21 protein-coding genes are annotated in these 21,353 nt (G+C 68.1%); 11 read left to right on the forward strand and 10 right to left on the reverse strand.

From position 1 onward, the window contains the following. Positions 1-141: 141 nt before the first annotated feature. The gene (locus IG63_RS0119045; protein ID WP_157210300.1) at positions 142-2,256 is read right to left on the reverse strand and encodes an esterase/lipase family protein; all 2,115 of its coding nucleotides are present in this window, start codon (positions 2,254-2,256) and stop codon (positions 142-144) included. A gap of 1,255 nt (positions 2,257-3,511) precedes the next feature. Here IG63_RS0119045 and IG63_RS0119055 point away from each other — a divergent pair. From IG63_RS0119055 to IG63_RS22375, 3 genes are all read left to right on the forward strand, one after another. Then, complete coding sequence (locus tag IG63_RS0119055; protein WP_030485932.1) at positions 3,512-4,078, forward strand: DUF305 domain-containing protein; 567 nt, start codon at positions 3,512-3,514, stop codon at positions 4,076-4,078. A gap of 73 nt (positions 4,079-4,151) precedes the next feature. After that, positions 4,152-4,988, forward strand: a complete 837-nt coding sequence (locus IG63_RS0119060; RefSeq protein ID WP_030485933.1) for a F510_1955 family glycosylhydrolase — start codon at positions 4,152-4,154, stop codon at positions 4,986-4,988. Positions 4,989-5,112: 124 nt separating this feature from the next. Then, the gene (locus tag IG63_RS22375) at positions 5,113-5,832 is read left to right on the forward strand and encodes a DUF3152 domain-containing protein (RefSeq protein WP_245604519.1); all 720 of its coding nucleotides are present in this window, start codon (positions 5,113-5,115) and stop codon (positions 5,830-5,832) included. Between the two features lie 109 nt (positions 5,833-5,941). Here IG63_RS22375 and IG63_RS0119070 read toward each other — a convergent pair whose 3' ends face one another. The 9 genes from IG63_RS0119070 to IG63_RS0119110 form a co-directional block, all read right to left on the reverse strand. Beyond that, complete coding sequence (locus IG63_RS0119070) at positions 5,942-8,440, reverse strand: heavy metal translocating P-type ATPase (RefSeq protein WP_051707256.1); 2,499 nt, start codon at positions 8,438-8,440, stop codon at positions 5,942-5,944. After that, complete coding sequence (locus tag IG63_RS0119075; protein WP_084597342.1) at positions 8,437-10,782, reverse strand: heavy metal translocating P-type ATPase; 2,346 nt, start codon at positions 10,780-10,782, stop codon at positions 8,437-8,439. The genes IG63_RS0119070 and IG63_RS0119075 overlap by 4 nt, the downstream gene beginning before the upstream one ends. 53 nt (positions 10,783-10,835) lie before the next feature. Then, positions 10,836-11,051 (reverse strand): heavy-metal-associated domain-containing protein, encoded by a 216-nt coding sequence (locus IG63_RS0119080; RefSeq protein ID WP_030485937.1) that lies wholly within the window; start codon positions 11,049-11,051, stop codon positions 10,836-10,838. Between the two features lie 191 nt (positions 11,052-11,242). Next, positions 11,243-11,527 (reverse strand): metal-sensitive transcriptional regulator, encoded by a 285-nt coding sequence (locus tag IG63_RS0119085; protein ID WP_030485938.1) that lies wholly within the window; start codon positions 11,525-11,527, stop codon positions 11,243-11,245. A gap of 135 nt (positions 11,528-11,662) precedes the next feature. Next, a complete protein-coding gene (locus IG63_RS0119090; RefSeq protein ID WP_030485939.1) occupies positions 11,663-12,289 on the reverse strand; it encodes a peroxiredoxin family protein in 627 nt (208 codons plus the stop codon). A gap of 22 nt (positions 12,290-12,311) precedes the next feature. Beyond that, the gene (locus tag IG63_RS0119095) at positions 12,312-13,256 is read right to left on the reverse strand and encodes a cytochrome c biogenesis CcdA family protein (RefSeq protein WP_030485940.1); all 945 of its coding nucleotides are present in this window, start codon (positions 13,254-13,256) and stop codon (positions 12,312-12,314) included. Beyond that, positions 13,249-13,575 (reverse strand): hypothetical protein, encoded by a 327-nt coding sequence (locus IG63_RS0119100; protein WP_051707258.1) that lies wholly within the window; start codon positions 13,573-13,575, stop codon positions 13,249-13,251. Before IG63_RS0119100 ends, IG63_RS0119095 begins: the two co-directional genes overlap by 8 nt. A gap of 131 nt (positions 13,576-13,706) precedes the next feature. Continuing rightward, entirely contained in the window at positions 13,707-14,831 is a 1,125-nt protein-coding gene (locus tag IG63_RS0119105) for a sensor histidine kinase (RefSeq protein ID WP_084597343.1), read from the reverse strand. Further along, a complete protein-coding gene (locus tag IG63_RS0119110; protein WP_425411798.1) occupies positions 14,828-15,595 on the reverse strand; it encodes a response regulator in 768 nt (255 codons plus the stop codon). Before IG63_RS0119110 ends, IG63_RS0119105 begins: the two co-directional genes overlap by 4 nt. Positions 15,596-15,748: 153 nt before the next feature. On the opposite strand from IG63_RS0119110, the gene IG63_RS0119115 reads away from it, so the two are divergent. The 8 genes from IG63_RS0119115 (at position 15,749) to IG63_RS21085 (ending at position 21,287) form a co-directional block, all read left to right on the forward strand. Continuing rightward, a complete protein-coding gene (locus IG63_RS0119115; protein WP_206051916.1) occupies positions 15,749-15,994 on the forward strand; it encodes an SHOCT domain-containing protein in 246 nt (81 codons plus the stop codon). Between the two features lie 63 nt (positions 15,995-16,057). Next, complete coding sequence (locus IG63_RS0119120) at positions 16,058-17,596, forward strand: multicopper oxidase family protein (protein ID WP_030485945.1); 1,539 nt, start codon at positions 16,058-16,060, stop codon at positions 17,594-17,596. 2 nt (positions 17,597-17,598) lie between these two features. Continuing rightward, complete coding sequence (locus tag IG63_RS0119125; protein WP_157210301.1) at positions 17,599-18,057, forward strand: hypothetical protein; 459 nt, start codon at positions 17,599-17,601, stop codon at positions 18,055-18,057. A 42-nt stretch (positions 18,058-18,099) separates the two neighbouring features. Further along, positions 18,100-18,744, forward strand: a complete 645-nt coding sequence (locus IG63_RS0119130) for a hypothetical protein (protein WP_030485947.1) — start codon at positions 18,100-18,102, stop codon at positions 18,742-18,744. Between the two features lie 11 nt (positions 18,745-18,755). Further along, positions 18,756-19,400, forward strand: coding sequence for an ATP/GTP-binding protein (locus tag IG63_RS0119135; protein ID WP_084597344.1), 645 nt, complete (start codon positions 18,756-18,758; stop codon positions 19,398-19,400). A gap of 167 nt (positions 19,401-19,567) precedes the next feature. Beyond that, complete coding sequence (locus IG63_RS0119140; protein ID WP_030485949.1) at positions 19,568-19,813, forward strand: YgaP-like transmembrane domain; 246 nt, start codon at positions 19,568-19,570, stop codon at positions 19,811-19,813. Beyond that, positions 19,810-20,124, forward strand: coding sequence for a hypothetical protein (locus IG63_RS21080; RefSeq protein WP_036196260.1), 315 nt, complete (start codon positions 19,810-19,812; stop codon positions 20,122-20,124). Before IG63_RS0119140 ends, IG63_RS21080 begins: the two co-directional genes overlap by 4 nt. A gap of 41 nt (positions 20,125-20,165) precedes the next feature. Further along, positions 20,166-21,287 (forward strand): ABC transporter permease, encoded by a 1,122-nt coding sequence (locus IG63_RS21085; RefSeq protein ID WP_245604520.1) that lies wholly within the window; start codon positions 20,166-20,168, stop codon positions 21,285-21,287. The last annotated feature ends 66 nt before the right edge of the window (positions 21,288-21,353 follow it).

A 21,353-nucleotide genomic window follows, 5' to 3' on the forward strand; every position in this document is an offset into this window, starting at 1 on the left:
CGGAACTCCGGCGGATAGGGACGAGGCATGGCTCTCAGCCTTTCGTGAAGGCCGTCAGTTAGCCACCAAATCTGGAACCCAGGATGTAGGTCAGGTCAACCTGTCACCTGATCGTGCAGCAGACCCGTCCTTTGCGACAGATCAGGTGTTGTCTGCCCGGCGTGGGTGCTGTCCCTCCGCGAAAAGCGCCCGGCTCACCCTCATCGCGGCATGAATACCCTCCCACCCCTTGTCGCTGACGTGTTGTTCCCAATCCAACTCATGGACACGCTCTCGGCTTATGAAGTAGTAGGGATGCTCACGAGAAACAACTCCTCGTTGTGTTATGTACCAGCCCTCGACAAGCTCGATAAGGTGGGTGAGGTACTCGCTCCCTGAGTTAAGGGTCTGCGATCGATAGCGAGCCGCGTGTTCAAGTGCCTCAGCCGACTCTTGAACGTTCTTGGTCGGGAGGAAAAGGCCAGTGCCTAGGTGGACGCCGAGACCTCTCATCGCCTCCTCAAGAGCCGAGAAAGCGTCGATGGTCGCAACGCCGGCCTCCCACGCAAAGTCAGAGAGCGCGACACCTCCATCCTCCTCGATCCGGATCACGGCGTTACCGTCCCCATCGAGAACGAAGCGGAGGTGTACTGACGTCTCCCAAACGGGGCTGCGGAAGCCCTCTGGCGACACGAGCCCTGACTCAATGCCAAGTCTCAACGCCGCCAGCATCGTGTCTCGTGTGCCCTGCTGGCCCCAGTCTCGGTAGACCTGTAGCTCCTGGCCGAGAGCCCGCATCTGTCGGTCGAGCAGCAGGTGTTCGACCTCATCCGTGGTATTGCCGCGATCGGTCGTAGTGCCGCGCTCGTCACCCTGGACTGCTGCTGCAGGCTCCCCTTCGCTGGCAGTCCGAAAACGCGACGTCGCGCGAAACGTCTCGATGTCGCTATACGGCAACTCATCTGGGCCGACCTCGCCTGGCTCGAAGATTGGTCTTTCGATCTCCGTGCCGCCGTGAGCCACGGGTCCAACTTCCAACAGAAGGACGCCTTCGCGGACGTGGAAGTGGGGGTCGATCTCCGCCCGCACCAGATCGGAGAACCAGTTGGCGATTCGAGTCATCTCGAAGGTGAGGTTGGCGAGCAGATTGACGTGTGCGAGGAAGTCCGCCAGGTCATCGCCGTAGTTCGGATTGAAGCCGCCCGTTTTGTACCAGGGCGCCACGCGGATGTATGGGTTCTCGCTCTCAGGGTCAGCAACCTCTGTGTGGTTGTCGTTGAAGGTGTTGAGCAGATCTACAACCACGCGGCCCATCGACTCAAGTGATCTCCTGATCTCTGGATGGCCAACAGGAAAGATGCGTCCTAGCAGCCACGCCGAGAACCCATGAAGATCAGCGAGCACACTGGACGGCAGGACGTGGGTGGTCCTGACGAGGCCGCCGTATGCCGCGTCCCACGACGCGAAGTGGAGTCGCGACGCCACCTCGTCCACCAATTCCTGCCAAAGTGAGTCTGCGGTCACGTGTTCGTTTAGGGTCAAGTTGGTCACCGGCGCAATGAGCACCTCGGCCACTTGCCTACGGAGGATCAAGAAGCTCTCGTCACCCGCCGAAGAGGGTCGAACGATGCTTGAGTGGTCGCCCGGAACCGTCTCAACTACCGACCAAAACGCCTTTGCTGAATCTGGTGTGACGATCCCGTCGGTGGCGCCGGCCACCGCGATCACTTTGAGGTCCGCCAGAGGAGCGGTCGGCGTCTGCATGTAGCGGACGACGGACCGAATGGACTGCAACGTCGGCCCATCTAAGGGCGCGAGCGACTTGGCCTGCGCATGCTTCGAAAAGAAGACGCGGCGAATACGCAGCCCGAAGCTTGAGCCGAAATGGGGACAGGCGTACAACAACAGCAGTCGGACAGTTGGGCCACCCCACCCCTGTTGTCTTACGAGATGCTCGGCCACCATCCGTAGTGCTACCAGACCGCCTTGACTGTGCGTCGCTAGGACCACCTCGGGCTCAACTACGGAGTACCTGAGGTAGGTGCGGAGGCTATCTGCCACGTCATCGAGCGTTGGGGTGACCGTAGTCAGACCTCGCGTCAACACCTTCGAGCTGTAGGAGAAGCGGTAGACGGTCGCATCCTTCAATGACGGATCCTCTGACGCGAGTGTGCCCATCTCGTCCCAGACGTCCGTGGACGAGAAAAGACCGTGCACGAGCACGACCGCTACCTTCCGCCTCGGACTGTCAAGCGAAGGTTGCTCCGTCTGCGGCATGGTGCAATCCGACCACAATGCGTTACTCGCAGTGATCATCACACGCTCGCCGTCCCTGATAGCTCCTGGCACGAGCAACCTCGTCAACACAGGAGCACGCCATGCAGGTGACCACCGAGAACCTACACTTCTCCCCGGACAAAATCTCTCGGAAGTGCGCTTAGGCTGAGACCGGTTTGACCGCGACGGACTGTGGCTTCTGAACGCCCTATCGTGCGCACCTCCTACGAATGCGCCATCGGTTCGCTACCTTGCCCACGACCGCCTGGGCGCCGAGGTTGCCCTCCCCGCCGAGCCGCCAGACGTGCGCGGCGCGTCAGTTGTCGTGCCTGGTTGTCAGATTGGTTGTCAAACCCCCTGACGGATGCAGAAAGCCGCTTCCCAGTCAATCGGGAAACGGCTTCTGACCTGCGGTTTCACTTGTAGCGGGGGCAGGATTTGAACCTGCGACCTCTGGACCTCCAGCGCGTGCGCGTTCCGCCGCTGGATCCTTTGACCTCACTTGCCGATGTGTGCTCTGACCTGCGCAGACGCGCACCACCCAGCGTGTCGACTCCAGAACTTCTTGACGATGTCTGCTCGGATCAGACGGCTTGCGCTGGCGTTTTCGGGACATAAGCGCGGCGTGGCTCGAATCGCAGTCGGGCCCGGAGAATGAGCCATGATTCCTGCCTGTTCATGCCCAACTAAGATCGGCGGCATGCGGGACCTCCGAGCACCGGCCGGGACACGCGGTGCGCGCTACGCGCTGGCCGCTGTGGCCGTCGCGCTGTTCGGCCTTCTATCGATGCACGGTTGGGGATCTCACACCGGCGCTCACACCATGGGAGCAACATCCCCGAGCGCGAATATCATGATCGCCGCAAGCGGCCCCATCAGTCATGACCACTCCGGGCCAGCGGCCAGTGAGCCGGATACCTCCGAACCGATCGTCGCGGGTCATCCAGCGGGAATGAGCTCCGAGGAGCCCGTCGGCGAGAACGGTGCGGGGCTTCTTGGCCTCTGCCTAGCCGTGCTGGCCGGCCTCCTGCTGCTGGGGATCGCTCTGCTGCTCGCAAGTCGGGGCGTCCGCATCCCCCGTACCTTGCTGCCAGCGTGGCAGCCTCCGCGGTTCATCGGGCGAGACCGTGACCCGCCGAGCCTCCGCATGCTCTGTGTGATCCGCTGCTGACAGGCGTCCGCCACGAGCGTCCGACCCGGGCGACTCGGGGCTTTCGCCTTCCCAGACACTGATCACACAGATGGAGAAACACTCATGCGCAAGTCGCTGATCACTGCCGTCGTGACAGCCTCGCTGTTCACCCTCGCCGCCTGCGGCAACGAGGACGACACTGGCACCGCTGGCGGGCACAACGAGGCCGACGTCACTTTCGCCCAGGAGATGATCCCCCACCACCAGCAGGCCATCGAGATGGCCGACCTCGCCGAATCACGCGCTGAAAGCCAGGAGGTCAAGGACCTCGCCACCGACATCGAGGCAGCCCAAGGCCCCGAGATCGAGACCATGACCGGCTGGCTGGAATCTTGGGGCGAGGACGTCCCGGACGACGGAATGTCGGGCATGGATCACGGCGACATGTCGTCCGACGACATGGGCGGAATGATGACGGAAGACGAGATGGCCGACCTCGAGACGGCCGCCGGAGCGGAGTTCGACCAGATGTTCCTCGCCATGATGATCGAGCACCACGAGGGTGCGATCGAGATGGCCAAGACCGAGCAGTCCGAGGGCGAGTTCCCCGAGGCCGTCGACATGGCCAAGGAGATCGAGACGACGCAGGCGGAGGAGATCCAGACGATGCAGAACCTGCTGAAGCCCTGATCTCGATCCCGGTGCCGGGCAGGACGGAGTTACTCCGCTGCCCGGCACCACCAGACACCTCGGAGCCACCGCCTTGAAACGATCCAACCTTCCCCTAGCTGCCGTCCTCGTCGGCGCCGCTCTCCTCACCGGAGCCTGCTCCCAAGACACCTCCACGACTGCACCGCCCAGTGAGGACCCCGGCCTCGGCCACATCCATGGTCTCGGCGTCGACCCGGCCGACGACAGCCTCTACGTCGCCACCCACTTTGGGCTCTTCCGCGTCAAGAGCGATGGAGAGCCCAGCCGGGTTGCCGACCGCTACCAGGACACGATGGCGTTCACGGTCGTGGGTCCTGGCCACTTCCTCGGGAGCGGGCACCCGGACTTGCGCGAGGACCTGCCCGCACACCTGGGACTGATCGAGTCGACCGATGCCGGAGAGAGCTGGACGCCGCTGGCTCTCCAAGGCGAGGCGGACTTTCACATCCTCGAACCCGCCGGCGACGCCCTCTACGCATACGACGCGACCTCCGGCCGCCTGCTGCGAACCGTGGACCGGAAGAACTTCGACGAGGTGTTCCAAGGTCCGCTGATCAGCGTCGCGGCGGTCGATGGGAGCGTCGCGCTGATCGCGACCGACGGCAACGGCCAACTCCACAGCATCGACGCCATCTCCGGGGAGACCCGAGAACTCGGCGGTCCGAGCACGATGTACCTCGACACCACTCCGGACGGGAACCTGGCCGGTATCGACCCCGACGGCGTCGTCCGGGTCAGCACCGACACCGGCCGAACCTGGCGCGAGGTCGGCTCAATCGAGGGCCAACCGGCCGCATTCACCATCAGCGCCCAGGGCTGGTTCGCCGCGACCGAAACGGCCGTCTACCGGTCCACCGATGACGGCGACACATGGACCCGCGTCCTGTGATCGTCCAGGGACGATGAGTAACCGCTGAGCCACGCATCGACGCGCGAGTTCCCATCGCGCGCCGCGGCGTGCCACGAGAGGGCTCACCGGCCTGGCGGTGCTGGCAACGACCGCCGCCGTGGCTGTGCCCGCCGCGTTCCTCATCCCCGGCGCAACGAACACCGGGGAGGCGGGCCGCCACACTACAGTTGCGTCCCCGCCACCGTCCGCGCCGCACCCTGACCCGACTCTCAAGGGCGAGCGACCAGACGGTGAGGTCGCGGTCGGTCGAGATCGTGACCCAGATCCGAGTGGGCCCCCCTCCCCCGCCACTCAAATTCCGGAACGCGGCCCCGGCACCTTCGAAGTCGCCGCCGCATCACTGCTCGGGCCGCAGGACGGGGTGACCTACCGGGTCGAGGTCGAGCAGGGCCTGCCCTTCAGCACCGTGGATGTGGCGCGGCTGGTCGAAGCCACCCTGTCTGATCAGCGCGGCTGGGCGACGCGACACACGCTCGTCCGCGTCGAAGGCCATGCCGACCTCCGCATCGTCCTGGCCACCCCGGAGACGGCCGATCAACTCTGTGCACCACTCGACACCGACGGACGGCTGTCCTGCCGCAACGGTGACGACGTCGTCCTCAACGCCTGGCGGTGGCAGTTCGGTGCAGACGGCTACGCCGGTGACCTTGTGGCATATCGACGCTACGTCATCAACCACGAGACGGGCCACGCCTTGGGCTATCCCCACGTCGGCTGTCCCGGACCTGGCGAGATCGCGCCAGTGATGCTGCAACAGACCAAGGGCCTGGAGGGCTGCAAACCAAACCCGTGGCCCGCCCGCGTGGACCTCGTCGGGCACTGATCCACCTTCTGGTCGGACCGGAGACGTGCGGGGGTCCATAGAGGAGCCTGGCCCTCACGGCCCCGAGCAGATGCTGAATCCCAACCCAAGGACCTTGGCGATGACACCCCTACTCATGCCCCGCGTGCTCCACAGCTCCCATCGAAGCCGTTGAATCCGACGAGGCGACCGGCTGAACCGGCAGCCGAAGCCGCTTCAGCAACAGCGCGTTGACCGCCACCAAGAAGCTGGACCCCGACATCGACAAAGCCGCGACCTCCGGCCTCAGCACCAAGCCGAAGGCGGGCTCGAACACGCCTGCCGCGATGGGGAGCGCGATCGCGTTGTAGCCCACCGCCCAGCCGAGGTTCTGGCGCATCTTGCGCAGCGTGCCCCGGCCGATCGTCAGCGCCACCGGCACGTCCAGCGGGTCGGACCGCATGAGGACGACGTCCGCGGCTTCGATCGCGACGTCAGTGCCCGCGCCGACTGCGATCCCGACGTCTGCCTGCACGAGCGAGGGCGAGTCGTTGACGCCGTCGCCCACCATTGCCACGGTGCGGCCCTGCGCCTGCAGCTGCTGAACCTGGTGCGCCTTGTCCTCGGGCAGCACCTCGGCGATGACGTCGTCGATTCCCAGTTCCTCGGCGATCCGCTCGGCAGTGGCGCGGTTGTCGCCGGTCAGCATGGCCACCCTGATGCCCGCCTGGTGGAGCGCCGCGATCGCGGCAGCCGAGGTCTCGCGGACCGCGTCGGCAATGCCGAGCACGGCGACGGCTCGACCGTCGACGGCGACGAAAACCGCCGTGCGGCCTCCGGAGGCGATCTCGTCGCGCCGCGCGCCGAGATCACCGATGGTGATGCCCCCCGACTCCATGAGGCGTCGGTTGCCGATAGCCACCTGGTGGCCGTCGACCTCGGCGAGGGCGCCGATGCCGGTGACGTTGCGGAACCCGGTGGCACGCAGGCGCGGGACATCGGTGGCGTCGACGTACCGCACGACGGCGTGGGCGAGCGGGTGCTCGGACTCGCGCTCGAGGGCACCGGCGAGGGCCAGCACCCGGTCGTGATCGAAGTCGCCGACCACTACGTCGGTGACCTCGGGTTCGCCCTTGGTGAGAGTGCCGGTCTTGTCGAACACGACGGTGTCGATGCGCGCGGAGGACTCGATCGCGGTCGCGTTCTTGAACAGGATCCCGCGCTTCGCCCCGAGACCGGACCCCACCATGATCGCCGTCGGGGTGGCCAGGCCGAGGGCGTCGGGGCAGGTGATGACGACGACCGTGATGGCGAACAGCAGCGCGGTCTGCACGCTCGCGCCGGCCGCCAGCCAGACCAGGAAGGTCCCGACTCCTCCGACGAGGGCGACCAGGACCAGCCAGAACGCGGCCTTGTCGGCGAGCCGTTGTCCGGGAGCCTTGGAGTTCTGGGCCTGCTGCACCAGTGCGACGATCTGGGCCAGTGCGGTGTCGGCACCCACCTTCGTGGCGCGCACTCGAAGAGTGCCGCTGGCGTTGACAGTAGCGCCGATGACCTGGTCCCCGGGTGCCTTGTGCACCGGGAGGCTCTCGCCGGTGACCATGGACTCGTCGACCTCCGACTCGCCCTCTTCGACGGTGCCGTCGGTGGCGATCTTCGCCCCGGGCCGTATGAGGAGCAGGTCGTCGACCTGGACCTCAGAGGTGGGGACCTCGACGGGTTCGCCCTCGCGGAGCACGGTCGCCATCGGAGGGGCCAGGTCCAGCAAGGTGCGGATGGCGTCGTTGGCGCCGCCTCGTGCTCGCATCTCGAACCAGTGGCCGAGCAGCACGAATGCGGTGAGCATGACCGCGGCCTCGTAGAAGACCTCGCCGCCACCGGTGAGGGTGATTCCGAGGGAGTAGAGCCAGCCGGCGCCGACCGCTACGGCCACCAGCACCATCATGTCCAGGGTCCTGGCTCGGAGTGCTCGCCAGGCGCCGTCGAAGAAGATCCAGGCGGAGTAGAAGATGACCGGCAGCGACAGGATCAGGGCGAAAATGTCATCGCGCATCCCGAACGGGGCGGCCGCGTCAAAGCCGAGCATGTCGCGCCCCATCGGCGAGTACAGAGAGACGGGTACGGCGAGCAGCACGGCGACCAGGAACCGGTTGCGCATGTCGCGGACCATGTCGGCCATCGACATCGAGCCGTGTCCGCCGTGGCCCATCGCGTCGTGCGGTGACGAGACGGGCGATGCCGGGCCGGCGGGGCCGGCGTGTTTGTCGTGGCTGTCATGCGGGTCGTGCTCGCCATGCTCGCCATGCGCGGCCTGCTGAGCGTGGCCAGCGTGGTGGTCATGACCTGGTTCGAGCATCGGGTCGCACACGTGACTGGGGACAGACTGCCCGGCGCAGTGGAAGCCGCACTCCCGGACCCAGTCCCGCAGCTCGCTGATGCTGGTGCGGTTCGGGTCGTAGGTGACGGTGGCGGTCTGGGCGACCGGGTTGGCGTCGACGGAGAGCACGCCAAGCTGGCGTGACAGCACCGCCTCCGCGACGTTCTTGCTGGTCGCCCATTGAACGCCGGAAACCTCGAGGACAGCGGTGGCGGCGCCGTCACGGTGCGCGTCCGCGTCGTGGCGGCCGGCGGGGTGCTGGTGGGTGGTCATCGTCCTGCCTCCACCTTGGAAGGGTTGGTCCTGGTCGAGTCGTGCTCGAGGTGTGGCGCCTCGGTCGATTGCGTGGAGACGGCCTGGAACCGACGCAGCCGCAGGCTGTTGGACACCACGAACACCGAGGAGAACGCCATCGCGGCACCGGCGATCAGCGGGTTGAGCAAGCCGAGCGCGGCCAGAGGCAGCGCCGCGACGTTGTAGGCGAAGGCCCAGAACAGGTTGCCCTTGATCGTCCGCAAGGTGCGGCGGGACAACCGGATCGCGTCGACGGCCGCGCGCAGGTCGCCGCGAACTAAGGTGAGGTCGGACGCCTCGATGGCCACGTCGGTGCCGGTGCCCATAGCGATGCCCAAGTCGGAGGTCGCCAGTGCGGCGGCGTCGTTGACGCCGTCCCCGACCATCGCCACCGTCCGGCCCTCACGCTGGAGACGTTCGACGACGGCGACCTTGTCGGCCGGAAGGACCTCGGCGATGACCTCGTCGATGCCCACCTCGGCGGCGACCGCGCGGGCGGCGCGTTCGTTGTCTCCGGTGAGCAGCACCGGCCTGAGTCCGAGCTCCTTGAGCTCGGCCACGGCCTGGGCACTGGTGGGCTTGATGGCGTCGGAGACGACCAGCACGCCGCGGGTTGCGCCGTCCCAGCCGGCGGCGATCACGGTCCGGCCTTCCTGCTCGGCCGCATCGACCACCTGTGCCAGGCGCGGGGCGAGGGGCTGGCTCCACTCCTGGGCGAGCCAGCCGGGCCGACCCGCCACGACCGCGTGGCCGTCGACCACCCCGGCGATGCCGAGGCCTTGGGTCGAGGTGAATCCCTCGACGTCAGGCAGCTGCGCGTCGAGGCGTTGGCTGGCGCCGGTGGCGATAGCTTGACCGATCGGGTGTTCCGAGGCGTTCTCGAGAGCGCCGACCAGCCGGAGCAGGTCGTCGGTGTCGACACCTTCGGTGGGCTCGGCGGCGATCAGCTCCATGCGCCCGGTGGTCACAGTGCCGGTCTTGTCCAGGACGATGGTGTCGACGATCCGGGTGGACTCGAGCACCTCGGGGCCCTTGATGAGCACGCCGAGCTGGGCGCCGCGGCCGGTGCCGACGAGCAGTGCGGTGGGTGTGGCCAGCCCGAGGGCGCAGGGGCAGGCGATGATCAGGACCGCCACTGCGGCGGTAAACGCCGCGGTGACGCTGTGGCCGGTCAGCAGCCAACCGGCGAGTGTGGCCAGTGAGAGGGCGATCACGATGGGAACGAAGACCGCCGACACCCGGTCTGCGAGGCGCTGGACCTGAGCCTTCCCGTTCTGGGCATCCTCGACCAGCCGTGCCATCTGGGCCAGCTGGGTGTCGGCTCCGACGCGGGTGGCCCGGACCACCAGCCGGCCGCCGGCGTTCACGGTCGCGCCCACGACGACATCGCCAGGGCCCACCTCGACCGGGACTGGTTCTCCGGTGAGCATGGAGGCGTCGACGGCCGACGTGCCGTCCTCGACGACACCGTCGGTGGCGACCTTCTCCCCCGGACGCACGATGAACCGGTCCCCGACCGCCAGCTGGCTCACGGGCACGCGCACCTCTGCGCCGCCACGGAGGACGGCGACGTCCTTGGCGCCCATGTCGAGCAGGGCGCGCAACGCCGCACCGGACTGGCGCTTGGCGCGGGCCTCGAAGTAGCGGCCGGCGATGATGAAGGTGGTGACCGCGGCCGCCACTTCGAGGTAGATGTGGACGTCCGCCTCGCCGTCGGGGAAGAGGTCGAACGGCATCCGCATCCCGGTCATCCCGGCGTGGGTGAACAGCAGTGCCCACAGCGACCACAGCCAGGCGGCGGTGACGCCGACCGAGATCAGGGTGTCCATGGTGGCGGCGCCGTGACGGGCGTTGGTCACCGCGGCTCGGTGGAACGGCCAGGCACCCCAGACCACGACGGGTGAGGCCAGGGTCAGCGAGATCCACTGCCAGTTGTCGAACTGCAGCGCCGGGACCATCGACATGGCCAGCACCGGCACCGTCAGCACGGCCGATACCACCAGGCGCTGCCACCACCCCGCGGCCTCGCGGTCCCGATCGTCCGGCTCGGTGGTGGCCACGCCCTCGTCACCGCTGGGCGCCCGGGCCGGCACAGTCGCGGTGTAGCCGGTGGCCTCCACCACCGTGACGAGGTCGTCGGGGCTAAGGTTTGTCGGGTAGTTGACCTTGGCCTTCTCGGTGGCGTAGTTGACCGTGGCGGTGACGCCGTCGAGCTTGTTCAGCTTCTTCTCGATCCGCGCGGCGCAGGAGGCGCACGTCATCCCACCGATGGCGAGCTCGATGTCGTTGACGGTGTCGGACGCGGTGGTCTGCTGGGTCATGACTGTGCCTCCTGGGGGATGGATCGCGCTTCGGACGTGAGGGACCTGGCCCGTCAGGCGAGGTGGTAGTCGCCGGCCTCGTCGAGGGCTGCGGCGACCTGCGCCCGATCGAGGGGCTGGGCGCTGGTCACGGTGACCGACGAGGTCCCGCCGGCGACGAGGTCGACGGAGACGTCGCTGACGCCGTCCAGGCTCTTGAGCTCGCTGGTGACGGCGCTGGCGCAGTGGCCGCAGGTCATCCCCGTCACGTCGTAGCTGGTCGTGGTCATTTCGTTTCCCTTCGTTGCGGCGGTGGCGGTCGATTCGATCCTGGTGCCGGTGGAACTACCGGTCTCGGTGTTGGAGCCGCAGCCGCATCCTCCGCAGCCGCAGCCACCGCCGTTCGGGGGGCTGTCGGCCAACTGGAGTTCGTGGCTGGTGTGTGGGGCGGGCATGGGTGCTCCTTCGTTGGTCGGGTCGGTCATGAGCGGACGAGTCGTCGGATCGCTGCGGAGGCCTCGTTGAGCTTCTGTTGGGCCTCGGCGGGGTCGGTGGCGTGGGTCAGGCAGTGCTCGAGGTGCTGGTCGAGGAGAACGAGCGCCACGCCTTCGAGGGCCTTCGTCGCCGCCGAGACCTGGGTGAGGATGTCGATGCAGTACTGCTCCTCGTCCACCAGGCGCTGCAGGCCGCGAATCTGGCCCTCGATGCGGCGCAGCCGGGTCAGCACTGCCTGCTTCTCGGTGAGGTATCCCGGTTCGGCTGGCATCGCGACCCTCCTCTGCCTGTACCCGGACGGGGTGTCTGCCTTCGCACTTGACTATACCCCCATGGGGTACTCCCACAAGGTGGCCGGAGAGACCTTCATCGAACCTTCATCGAGATCGGTACTCTGCCTCGGTGGTCAGGCGCTGAGGTTGCTGCGGATCTCGTCGAGCAGGTCCTCGGGTGCCAGCCACATGGAGGGGTATTCGCCGTACCAGCGCTGTCGGCCCTGCCTGTCGATGAGCACGAAGCTGTGCCCGGGCAGTCCGGCATGCATGCCTTTGCCGAGGGTTCCGTAGGCCTCGGAGACCGTGCCGTCGTCGAGCAGGAACGGTGTGGTGACTCCGCTGGCGGTCATGTCGGCGGTGATCTGCTCGCGGGTGTTCATCACGATCGGCAGCACGGTGACGTCGAGCTTCTCGAAGGCTGCCGCTTGCTTCTCGATCTCGCCCATCTGGACGATGCAGGACTGGCACCCGGCGCCCTCGGAGAAGTACAGGAGCACGTTCTCGCCGCGGTGTTGAGCCAGGGTGTGTTCGGAGCCGCCGGTGTCGGTGAGGGTGAATTCGGGGGCGGTGCGGATCGCGTCGGAGGACTCGGGGCGCGAGGTGAGCATCATGGCTGTCACCGCGGCGACCAGAGCCAATGCACTGGCCGTGCCGATCATGATGCGCAGGCGGCGGCGGCGACGACCGGATGCCCGCGCGGCCTGTTCCGCGCGCTGACGGCGTTCGTTACGGGATTGCTCGGCGGCCTTGTGCGACATGATGTTTCCTCCAGGGTCCGGGTCAGCTGTGGTTGTCGGGGTGGGCGCCGACGCCCGGGCCGTGGCAGGCGGGATGCTCGTCGGGGTCCGCGTCGGTCGATGCGTCCGGTCGGTGTCGGTCACGCAGGGTGGCGATGACGAAGACTGCGGCGAGGGCCAGCACGGCGAGTCCGAGCACCGGCTCGGGGACCGGGTCGGTCCAGGTCTCGATGCGGGCGAGGACCTCGGACAGCCCCTTGCCGATGGAGACCTGGAATCCGGGGCCACCGGTCATCTGGCCGGTGTTGGCCAGGTAGATGACGAAGCCACCCATGACCGTGAACGCGACGGCGACCGCGATGTTGATGGTGTTGGTGGCCAGCACCTTGCCGGCCAGCCCCAGCCGGACCGGCCTGGCCTGCAGGAAGCGCCGCTCGCCGAGCCGGAAGCGGTCCCAGAACAGGGCCATCACGAACAGCGGGAACACCATGCCGAAGGTGTAGGCCAGTCCCAGCGTCACTCCGCCGACAGCGGAACCGGACAGGGCGGACAGTGTCATCACCCCGGCGAGCACCGGGGCGCAGCAGGAGCTGGCGATTCCGGAGAAGACGCCGAGGGCGAAGAAGCTGGCCGAGTCCCCGCGAGTGGTGTCGGGGGCTCGCAGGAAGGACGGCAGGCTGACCATCCGACCGGACAGGCTGAGCCCCGCCAACGCGAGCATCAATGCTCCGCCGGCGTAGTACAGCGGTGCGTGGTAGTTCGCGATGGTCGAGGCCACCAGGCTCATGCCCAGCGTGATCGGCACGAGCACGAGCGCGAGGCCGGCGGCGAACACGAAGGTCAGCGGCAGCAGTCGCCACCGCCGATTCTTCACCGCCACCGCCAGATAGGACGGGGCGAGGAAGACGATGCAACACGGTGCGAACAGGGCGACGCCTCCGGCGAAGAACGCGGCGAGGACCGAGCCAGTTGTCAGCAGGTCACCCATGGTTGGCCCCCCTCGCCGCGGAGGCGGTGCTCGGTGCGTCGCCGTACCTGCTCTTGAGGAGCTTCTCCAGTTTGCGTCGTGGCAGACGTCCGCTGCTGAAGAAGGTGCCGTCGAGGAGAACCAGGGGGCTCATCGGCGCGCGGTGGCGTGCCATCAGCGCCTGGCCGGCCTCGCTGCGCACAGCTACCGTGTCGACCGCGAGCGGGTAGCTGGCTGCCAGCGTCGCAAGCGCCCGCTGGGCGTCCTCGCAGAAGTGGCAGGCCTCGTTGTCCACGACGGTGATCCGGAGCGGCTCGAATGCCGGCGTGGGTGATGACATGGCTTCCCCTCGTGCGCGCTGGTTCGACACGGTCCAGCGTCGACGGGGTGCTCGGGGAAAAGTGGCGAGGTTGTGTGAAGGTTCGCTGAAGATGCCCGGCGATTGGCCCCGGATGTCCGGGCCCGAAGGCCCTACCGGAGACCGGGCAGCCGCACCGTGAACGTGGCCCCGAGTCCGGGCCCAGCGCTGGTCACCGAGATGCCGCCGCCATGTGCCTCGACCAGTGCCCGGGCAATGGCCAGCCCGATGCCTGAGCCGCCATGGCCACGGTCGCGGGCGGTGTCGGCACGGTAGAACCGGTCGAACAGGTGCGGCAGGTGCTCGGCCGCCACCCCCTGGCCGGTGTCGGCGACGCGGTACTCCACCCACTGGTCGATCCGGCGGCAGGCCAGGGTCACGGCCCCGCCCGCCGGAGTGTGGCGCAGGGCGTTGTCGAGCAGGTTGCCGAGCACCTGCCCGAACCGGTCGGCGTCGACGCGGACCTGGCCGGCATCGGCGAGCTCGGTGCGCAGGTCTACCCCCTTGGCGGCGTACCGGTCGCGGGCGACGTCGGCGGCCGCAGCAGCCACGTCAGCGGCAGCCACCGGTCGCAGCGTCACGTCGATCCCCTCCTCTGCCTGGGAGACGGCGGACATGTCCTCGGCGAGGCGCCGCAGGCGGCCCGTCGAGCCGCGGATCACCCCGAGCGTGTCGTCGTCCAGGGCTCGGATGCCGTCCTCGACGGCCTCGAGGTGCGCGTCGATCGTGGCCAGGGGCGTGCGCATCTCGTGGGCTAGGTCGGCCAGCATGCTGCGTCGAGTCGACTCGGTCGCTTCGAGCCTCTCCGCGAGGCGGTTGTAGGTCAGTGCGAGGGAGGCGAACTCGCCGCCCAGTCCCGGGTCGGGCACCCGGGCGTCGTACCGTCCGGCGGCGATGTCCGCTGCGGCGGCGGCCACGTTGCCGATCGAGCGCTGCACCCGGCGGCTGAAGTACCACGAGACCGCCAACGCCGCGAGGACCGAGGCGAGCAGCGCCAGAGAGACCGAAAGGACCAGCGCCGAGGCGAAGGCCTCCTCCACGTGACGAGTCTCCTCGGCGGTGTGGGTGTCGCCGGCCTGCTGGAGGTGGTCGCTGAAGATGCTGGGTCCGACGACGGAGGCGACCAACCAAGTGGTCAGGGCGCCGGCCACCAGCACCAGGGCCTGGGCGACCAGGAGCCGAGTGGCGAACCGCGGCCGGGCACGGACCGTGTCCGCCAGGAGTGGGGGGCTGGTCACTGCCCTGTGCCCATCCGGTAGCCGACGCCACGGACGGTCCGGATGAATCGGGCCTGAGTGGCGTCGTCGTCCAGCTTGCGGCGCAGGTGGCCGACGTGCACGTCGACCAGGTGCTCGTCACCGACCCACGAGGGTCCCCAGACGGCGTCGATGAGCTGGCGCCGACTGAACGCCATCCTGGGTCGCTCGGACAGGGCGGCGAGGAGGTCGAACTCGGTGCGCGTCAGCGCCACTGGTTCCTCCTCGAGCCATACGTCGCGTCCCAACGGATCGATGACCAGGGCACCGAAGGTGCGAGCACCTTCCAAGGCATCGGACGAGGCTCCCGATGGACGGGGCCTGCGAAGCATGGCCTGGATCCGGGCCATCAGGATCCGGGGGCTGAACGGTTTGGTCAGGTAGTCATCAGCCCCCACCGAGAGCCCGATGAGCGTGTCGACCTCTTCGCTGCGTGCGGTCAGCATCACCACGTAGGCATCGGAGAAGGTGCGCAGCTGCCGACAGACCTCCATTCCGTCCAGGCTGGGCAGACCCAGGTCCAGCACCACGACGTCCGGGTCGACGGCGCGGGCGGCCTCCACCGCCTCGAGCCCGTCATGAACCACCGCCACCTCGAAGCCGTCGCGCTCGAGGTAGCTGCCGATGAGTCCGGCCAGCTGCGTCTCGTCTTCGACCACCATCGCCCGGAGACCGGTTCGGGGGCGGCCACCCGCGGTACCCCCTGCCGGTGAGCCGGCCTTCTCGTCCATGACGTCCTCGCCCATACCCGCCATGGTCTCAGTCCGCTGCCCGGCCAGCCGTAGGTCAGCACCGGCGAGGGCACGTTCTTCAGCGAACCTTCACATGAACGCGACCGGGACACAGTGGTGTCCGGGCAATCGTGGGAGTCACCAAGCCAAGCGAAGGAGCTGAGGACGATGATGGGCTGGTACCACGACGGCATGGGTTGGGGCGGTTGGATCATCATGACCGTGGCCATGGTCGCGTTCTGGGCGTTGGTGGTCTTTGCCGTTCTCGCCCTGTTCCGCACGCAGCGCCCCGGTGGGTCCACCCCGGACCGCCGCGACCCGATGCAGATCCTCGACGAGCGGTTCGCCCGAGGCGAGATCGACGAAGACGAGTACCACGCCCGCAGCAGTGTGCTGCGTGCCTCGGTGCACTAGCCGCTCGCCCCTTCCCGCCTCGCACATCTCGCCTCTCGCCGAACCTGAGTCAGGAGCCCCCACTTGTCCGAGATCACTCGTCGCGCCGTCCTTCGCGGGGCCGCCGGGCTCGCAGGCGTGGCCGCCCTCGGCGGCCTCGCCGCTTGCAATCGGTCCACTGGCACAGCGGTCGGGCCCGCCGCCGACGCGGTAGCAGCGGCGGAGGCGGCGCGCCGAAAGCCCGGAGCTCGGGTGGTCACCGCGCGCCTCACGGCCCAGCCGGTGACCCTCGACCTGGGTGGCCAGACCGTGAGCACGTGGGCGTACGGCGACACCGCGCCGGGACCGCTGCTCCGCGTCGACGCCGGAGACGTGCTCCGGGTCGACGTCGCCAACCAGCTCCCGGACGCCACGAGCGTGCACTGGCACGGCCTCGCACTGCGCAACGACATGGACGGCGTGCCCGGACTCACCCAAGATCCGATCGCCGCGGGAGAGACGTTCCGCTACGAGTTCACCGCACCTCACCCGGGCACGTACTTCTACCACCCGCACTCCGGAGTTCAGCTGGACCGCGGCCTGTACGGCGTCCTGGTCGTCGACGACCCTCAGGAGCCCGGTGAGTACGACGCCGAGTGGATCGTCGTCCTGGACGACTGGGTCGACGGGACGGGCCGCACCCCGGACCAGGTCCTTTCCGACCTGCAGCAAGCCGGCGGCGACGACTCCATGGGCGGCATGCACGACATGGGCGGCACGGGCATGGAGGGGATGGACCACGGCTCGATGGGCTCTATGGGTGGGATGGAGGTCATGCGGTCGCCCCTGCTCGGTGGTGCCGGGGATATCACCTACCCGTACTACCTGCTCAACGGCCGGACAGCCGCCGATCCGGCGACGCTGTCGGCTAAGCCGGGTCAACGCGTTCGGATCCGCTTCGTCAACGCCGGCTCGGACACGGCGTTCCGGGTCGCCGTCGGTGGGCACCGCATGACCGTCACGCACAGCGACGGCTTCCCCGTCGTGCCGGTGCCCACCGACGCGCTACTGATCGGGATGGGCGAGCGCTTCGACGCCACCGTCACCTTCGGCGACGGCGTGTTCGAGTTGGTTGCCTCGGCCGAGGGCAAACAGGGCCAGGCGCTGGCTGTGATCCGCACCGGCGCCGGTCGCCCGCCCACGGCTGACGTCAAGGTCCGCGAACTGTCGGGCAAGGTACTGCTCGGCACGGCGCTGTCGGCGGTCGAGTCGGCCCGCCTGGACCGACGGTCGGCCGACCGAACCCACGACCTGGTCCTGGGCGGCACCATGGCGCCCTACCGCTGGACCATCAACGGCAAGACCTTCCCCGACACCGACCCGTTGCGGTTGATTCAGGGTGAGCGGGTCCGGCTGCGCTTCGTCAACCAGTCGATGATGTTCCACCCCATGCACGTGCACGGCCACACCTTCGCGCTGAGGGGCGGCGGAGCCCGCAAGGACACGGTCATCGTGCGCCCCATGGCGACCCTCGACGTCGACCTCGAAGCCGATAACCCAGGACAGTGGGCGACCCACTGCCACAACATCTACCACGCCGAGACCGGCATGATGACCACGCTTTCCTACCAGGCACAGGAGTGACGATGTCCGACCACCACGCTGCCGCCGGGGAGGTAGCGGACGACCGCCTCGACGAGTCCCGCGCCGAAAGCACCCCCAACCAGACTTCGCAGAGGCGGGGCGTCCTGGCCACCGCTTGGAGTGCGGTGACCGCTGTGGTGGGCGGCATCATGGGCCTCCTTCCCCACCTGCTGCACCACGTCGGGCTCCTCGGAGGAGCGGTACTGGTGACCGGCGCCACCGGCAACGTCCTGTTCGCCGTACTGGGATTGGTGTTCTCCCTGCCCCTGCTTCGGCGCCTCTACCGGCGCTTCGGCTCCTGGAAGGCCCCCGCCCTCGCTCTGGGCGTGTTCGCGCTGATGTTCTCGCTCTCGGCGTTCGTCATCGGCCCGGCCATCAGCAACGACGATCCGAGTCAGGACCGGGACCGCACCCCCGTGCAGACCCCAGACCCTGACGAGCACGAGGGCCACCACGACTGACGAGCCCTCACGACAACGGCACGAGTCACCGAGGAGGTCCCCATGGACACCGCAGTGGCCCTGGTGCAGGCCTACCTGCACGTCAATGGCTACTTCACCGTCGTCGAGCACCCGGTCCTGGAGAGTCTGCGCGCCGGCCAGGTGCGCACCGTCACCGATCTCGACGTCCTGGCCTATCGCCTTCCCGGTGCCGGCCACGACCTGATCCACGGGCGCTCAGGAACCGTGCCCCAGCGCCTGAGCTCCGAGGTCGACCCGGCCCTCGGCGCGCCGACTGGCCGAGCCGACATGATCGTCGGCGAGGTCAAAGAAGGTCGTGCGCGACTGAACCCGGCTCTGCGCGACCCGGCGACACTAGAGGTCGCGCTCGCGCGGTTCGGGTGCTGCCCCGCCGAGGAGGCCCGAGACGTCTCGCGTCGGTTGCTCGACCATGGCCGCGCAGCCACCAGGGCCGGCCATGAGATCCGGGTGGTGGCCTTCGGCGGCACACCGGGCCAGGTAGAACCTCACAATCCGTGGACAACCGTGCCCATGAACCACGTCGTGGAGTACCTCCAGGCCTATCTCCACGCACACTGGCAGGTGCTGCGCCACGCGCAGATCCACGACGAGGGACTCGCTGTCCTCGCGCTGATGGAGAAGTGGGGGCTCGGCCACAACGCTGCGGATCGCCTCCCCGTCCCGTAAGGAGGCGCGTCATGGCCGAGTGCGAGTGCGACCACCCACATGTACCCCGCCGGGTTCTGCTCACCGGCGGGCCGGGCGCGGGCAAGACGGCCGTCCTGGAACTCGTACGCCGCTCGCTGTGCCGACACGTCAAGATCCTGCCGGAATCGGCAGGAATCGTCTTCGGTGGCGGGTTCCCGCGCGACGACGACGCGGAGTGTCGACGCGCGGCGCAACGGGCGATCTTCCACGTTCAGAAGGAACTCGAGGCGACCGGGGACGCCCACAATCCGGCAATCGTGCTGTGCGACCGCGGCACAGTCGACGGGCTCGCGTACTGGCCCGGGCCACCGGGCGACTTCTGGACCTCGACGGCCACCACGCTGGACACCGAGCTGCATCGGTACGGCACAGTGCTGCATCTACGCACGCCAACCGCGGACCAGGGCTACAACCACCAGAACCCGCTGCGGACCGAGACGGCCCTCCGTGCGGCCGATGTCGACGCCCGCATCCTGGAGGCCTGGCAGCGCCACCCCCATCGCCACGTCATCCCATCCACCGGCGACTTCCTCGAGAAGGCGACCCGAACCGTGGACCTGCTGCGAGAAGAGCTCCCTGCCTGCTGCGCCAGCCACCTGGACCTCAACGCCGCACCCACCCTCCCTCCCACCTGACATGTGGCCGCCGCGGTGACTCGCCGCCCTTCAGCCCCTCCGAGCACTTCGACGCCACGTGGTTCTTCAGCGAACCTTCACAAGACGGCGCCGGTCACCTTCACCCCGCGGCGAGACCCTCGAAGTGGACCGAGGAGACCAGCGGTCCACCGAAGTTGGAGGAAGTCATGAGTAACCGTTGGAGCATCAACATCACCCCCGCCGAACGCGTCGCTCGCGTCGCCATCGGCGGTCTCGCCGCGATCGCCGGCGCGTTCCTGCTGGGCGGCGCCGCCTCCACCTTGGCGGTCGTCCTCGAGCTGCTACTCGTACTGGCAGGCCTCGACCTGGTCGTCACCGGAGCGCTCGGACACTGCCCGCTCTACGCCAAGCTCGGCCACGTGCCCGCATCCCTGAAGGGTAGGACGTCATGAGCACCCCGAACGGCATGGACCGCGAATCCCTCCGCGACTCCCAGCAATGGCCCTACCAGCCAGAGCCCTCGACACCCACCGAGCCCCACCACGCCGGACAGGAGACCGACGGCGGCGCCCACGGAGCGCACGGTGGTCACGGGCTGATGATGATCGTCTGCTGCATCCCCATGCTCGCCATCGCCGGCCTGCTCTTCCTCACCGGCGTAGCAGGTTCCGGCATCATCGTCACGGCTCTGCTGTGCACCGCGATGATGGCGGCCATGATGTTCGCCATGCCCGGCGGGCACGGCGGTCACGGCCACAAGTAGCACGAACGTCGAGCCACGCTCGGCAAACGGAAGTGAGCCACATGAAGGCCAGGGTTGAAGCCTCGGTCCCGGTCACCCGCCGGTTTCTCACGACGCATCCGTTCCGCACCGCCGCCGGAGCCGCCGGGATCGGGCTCGCCCTGATGCTCATGCTGCTGCTGGCCGGACTCTGGGTCGGCGTCCAGGACCGCGTCACCACCTACGACGACCACCTCGGTGCCGACCTGGTCGTCGTCCCGGCCGGAACGCGCAACCTCTTCGCCGACCCCGGCGCTCTGCCGGCGCCGGCCGTGGACGCCATCGCCCAGGCCCCTGGCGTGACACGAGCCGCGCCGCTGCGCGGCATGTATCAGATCCTCGAGCTGTCGCACGGCAAGGCTGCCGTGGCCGCGGTCGCCTACGAACCCGGCAGCGGGCTCGGTGGCCCCTGGGCCTTCACCGATGGCCGTGCCCCCGAAGCCCCCGACGAGGTGGCCATCGATGCTTTGTGGGCCGAACAACACGACTTCGCCATCGGCGATCGGCTGCCCATTCTCGGACACCCGATGCGGGTGGTCGGCCTCACCGACGACACCGCACTGTTCATGACCCCGCTGCTGTTCACCACCACGGCCGGGATGGACCAGATGCTGCGGGCTACCGGCACCACCGGAGCGGTGCTGGTCACGACCGCGGACCCCGATGCCGTAGCAGCGCAGCTGCGTGACGAGGGGTACACCGTGCGCACTCCTGCCGAACTGCGGGAGGCGTCCCTGCGACTGGCGACCGACATCTACGGCTCGCCGGTACGGCTCATGGTGGGCGTGGCCTTCGCAGCCGGCACCCTGATCGTCGCGCTCGTGGCCTACACCCGAGTCACCGAACAACAGCGGGACCTGGGCGTCCTCAAGGCCCTCGGCGCCACGCCCGGCCGGCTTCGCCGAATCGCGGTGACCGAGACCGTGGCACTGACGGTGCTCGGCACACTGGCCGCGATCGTCCTGCTGATCATCACCCGGGAAGTCCTCGCCTGGTGGCGACCCGCATTCCCGGTGCTGCTCACCTCCGGCACCATCGCCCAGACCGCCGCCGCAGCGGTCACGATGGCACTACTCGCCGCATGGCTACCGGCACGCCGACTCAACCGGCTCGACGCAGCTTCCGCATTCCGGAGCGGACGATGACCACCATCACGCAACCAACTCCGCCGCGATCCGATCACCCACGACGCGCCCTCGCGACAGGAGCCG

This window comes from Nocardioides aequoreus, assembly GCF_000720335.1.
Taxonomy (GTDB): Bacteria; Actinomycetota; Actinomycetes; order Propionibacteriales; family Nocardioidaceae; genus Marmoricola; species Marmoricola aequoreus.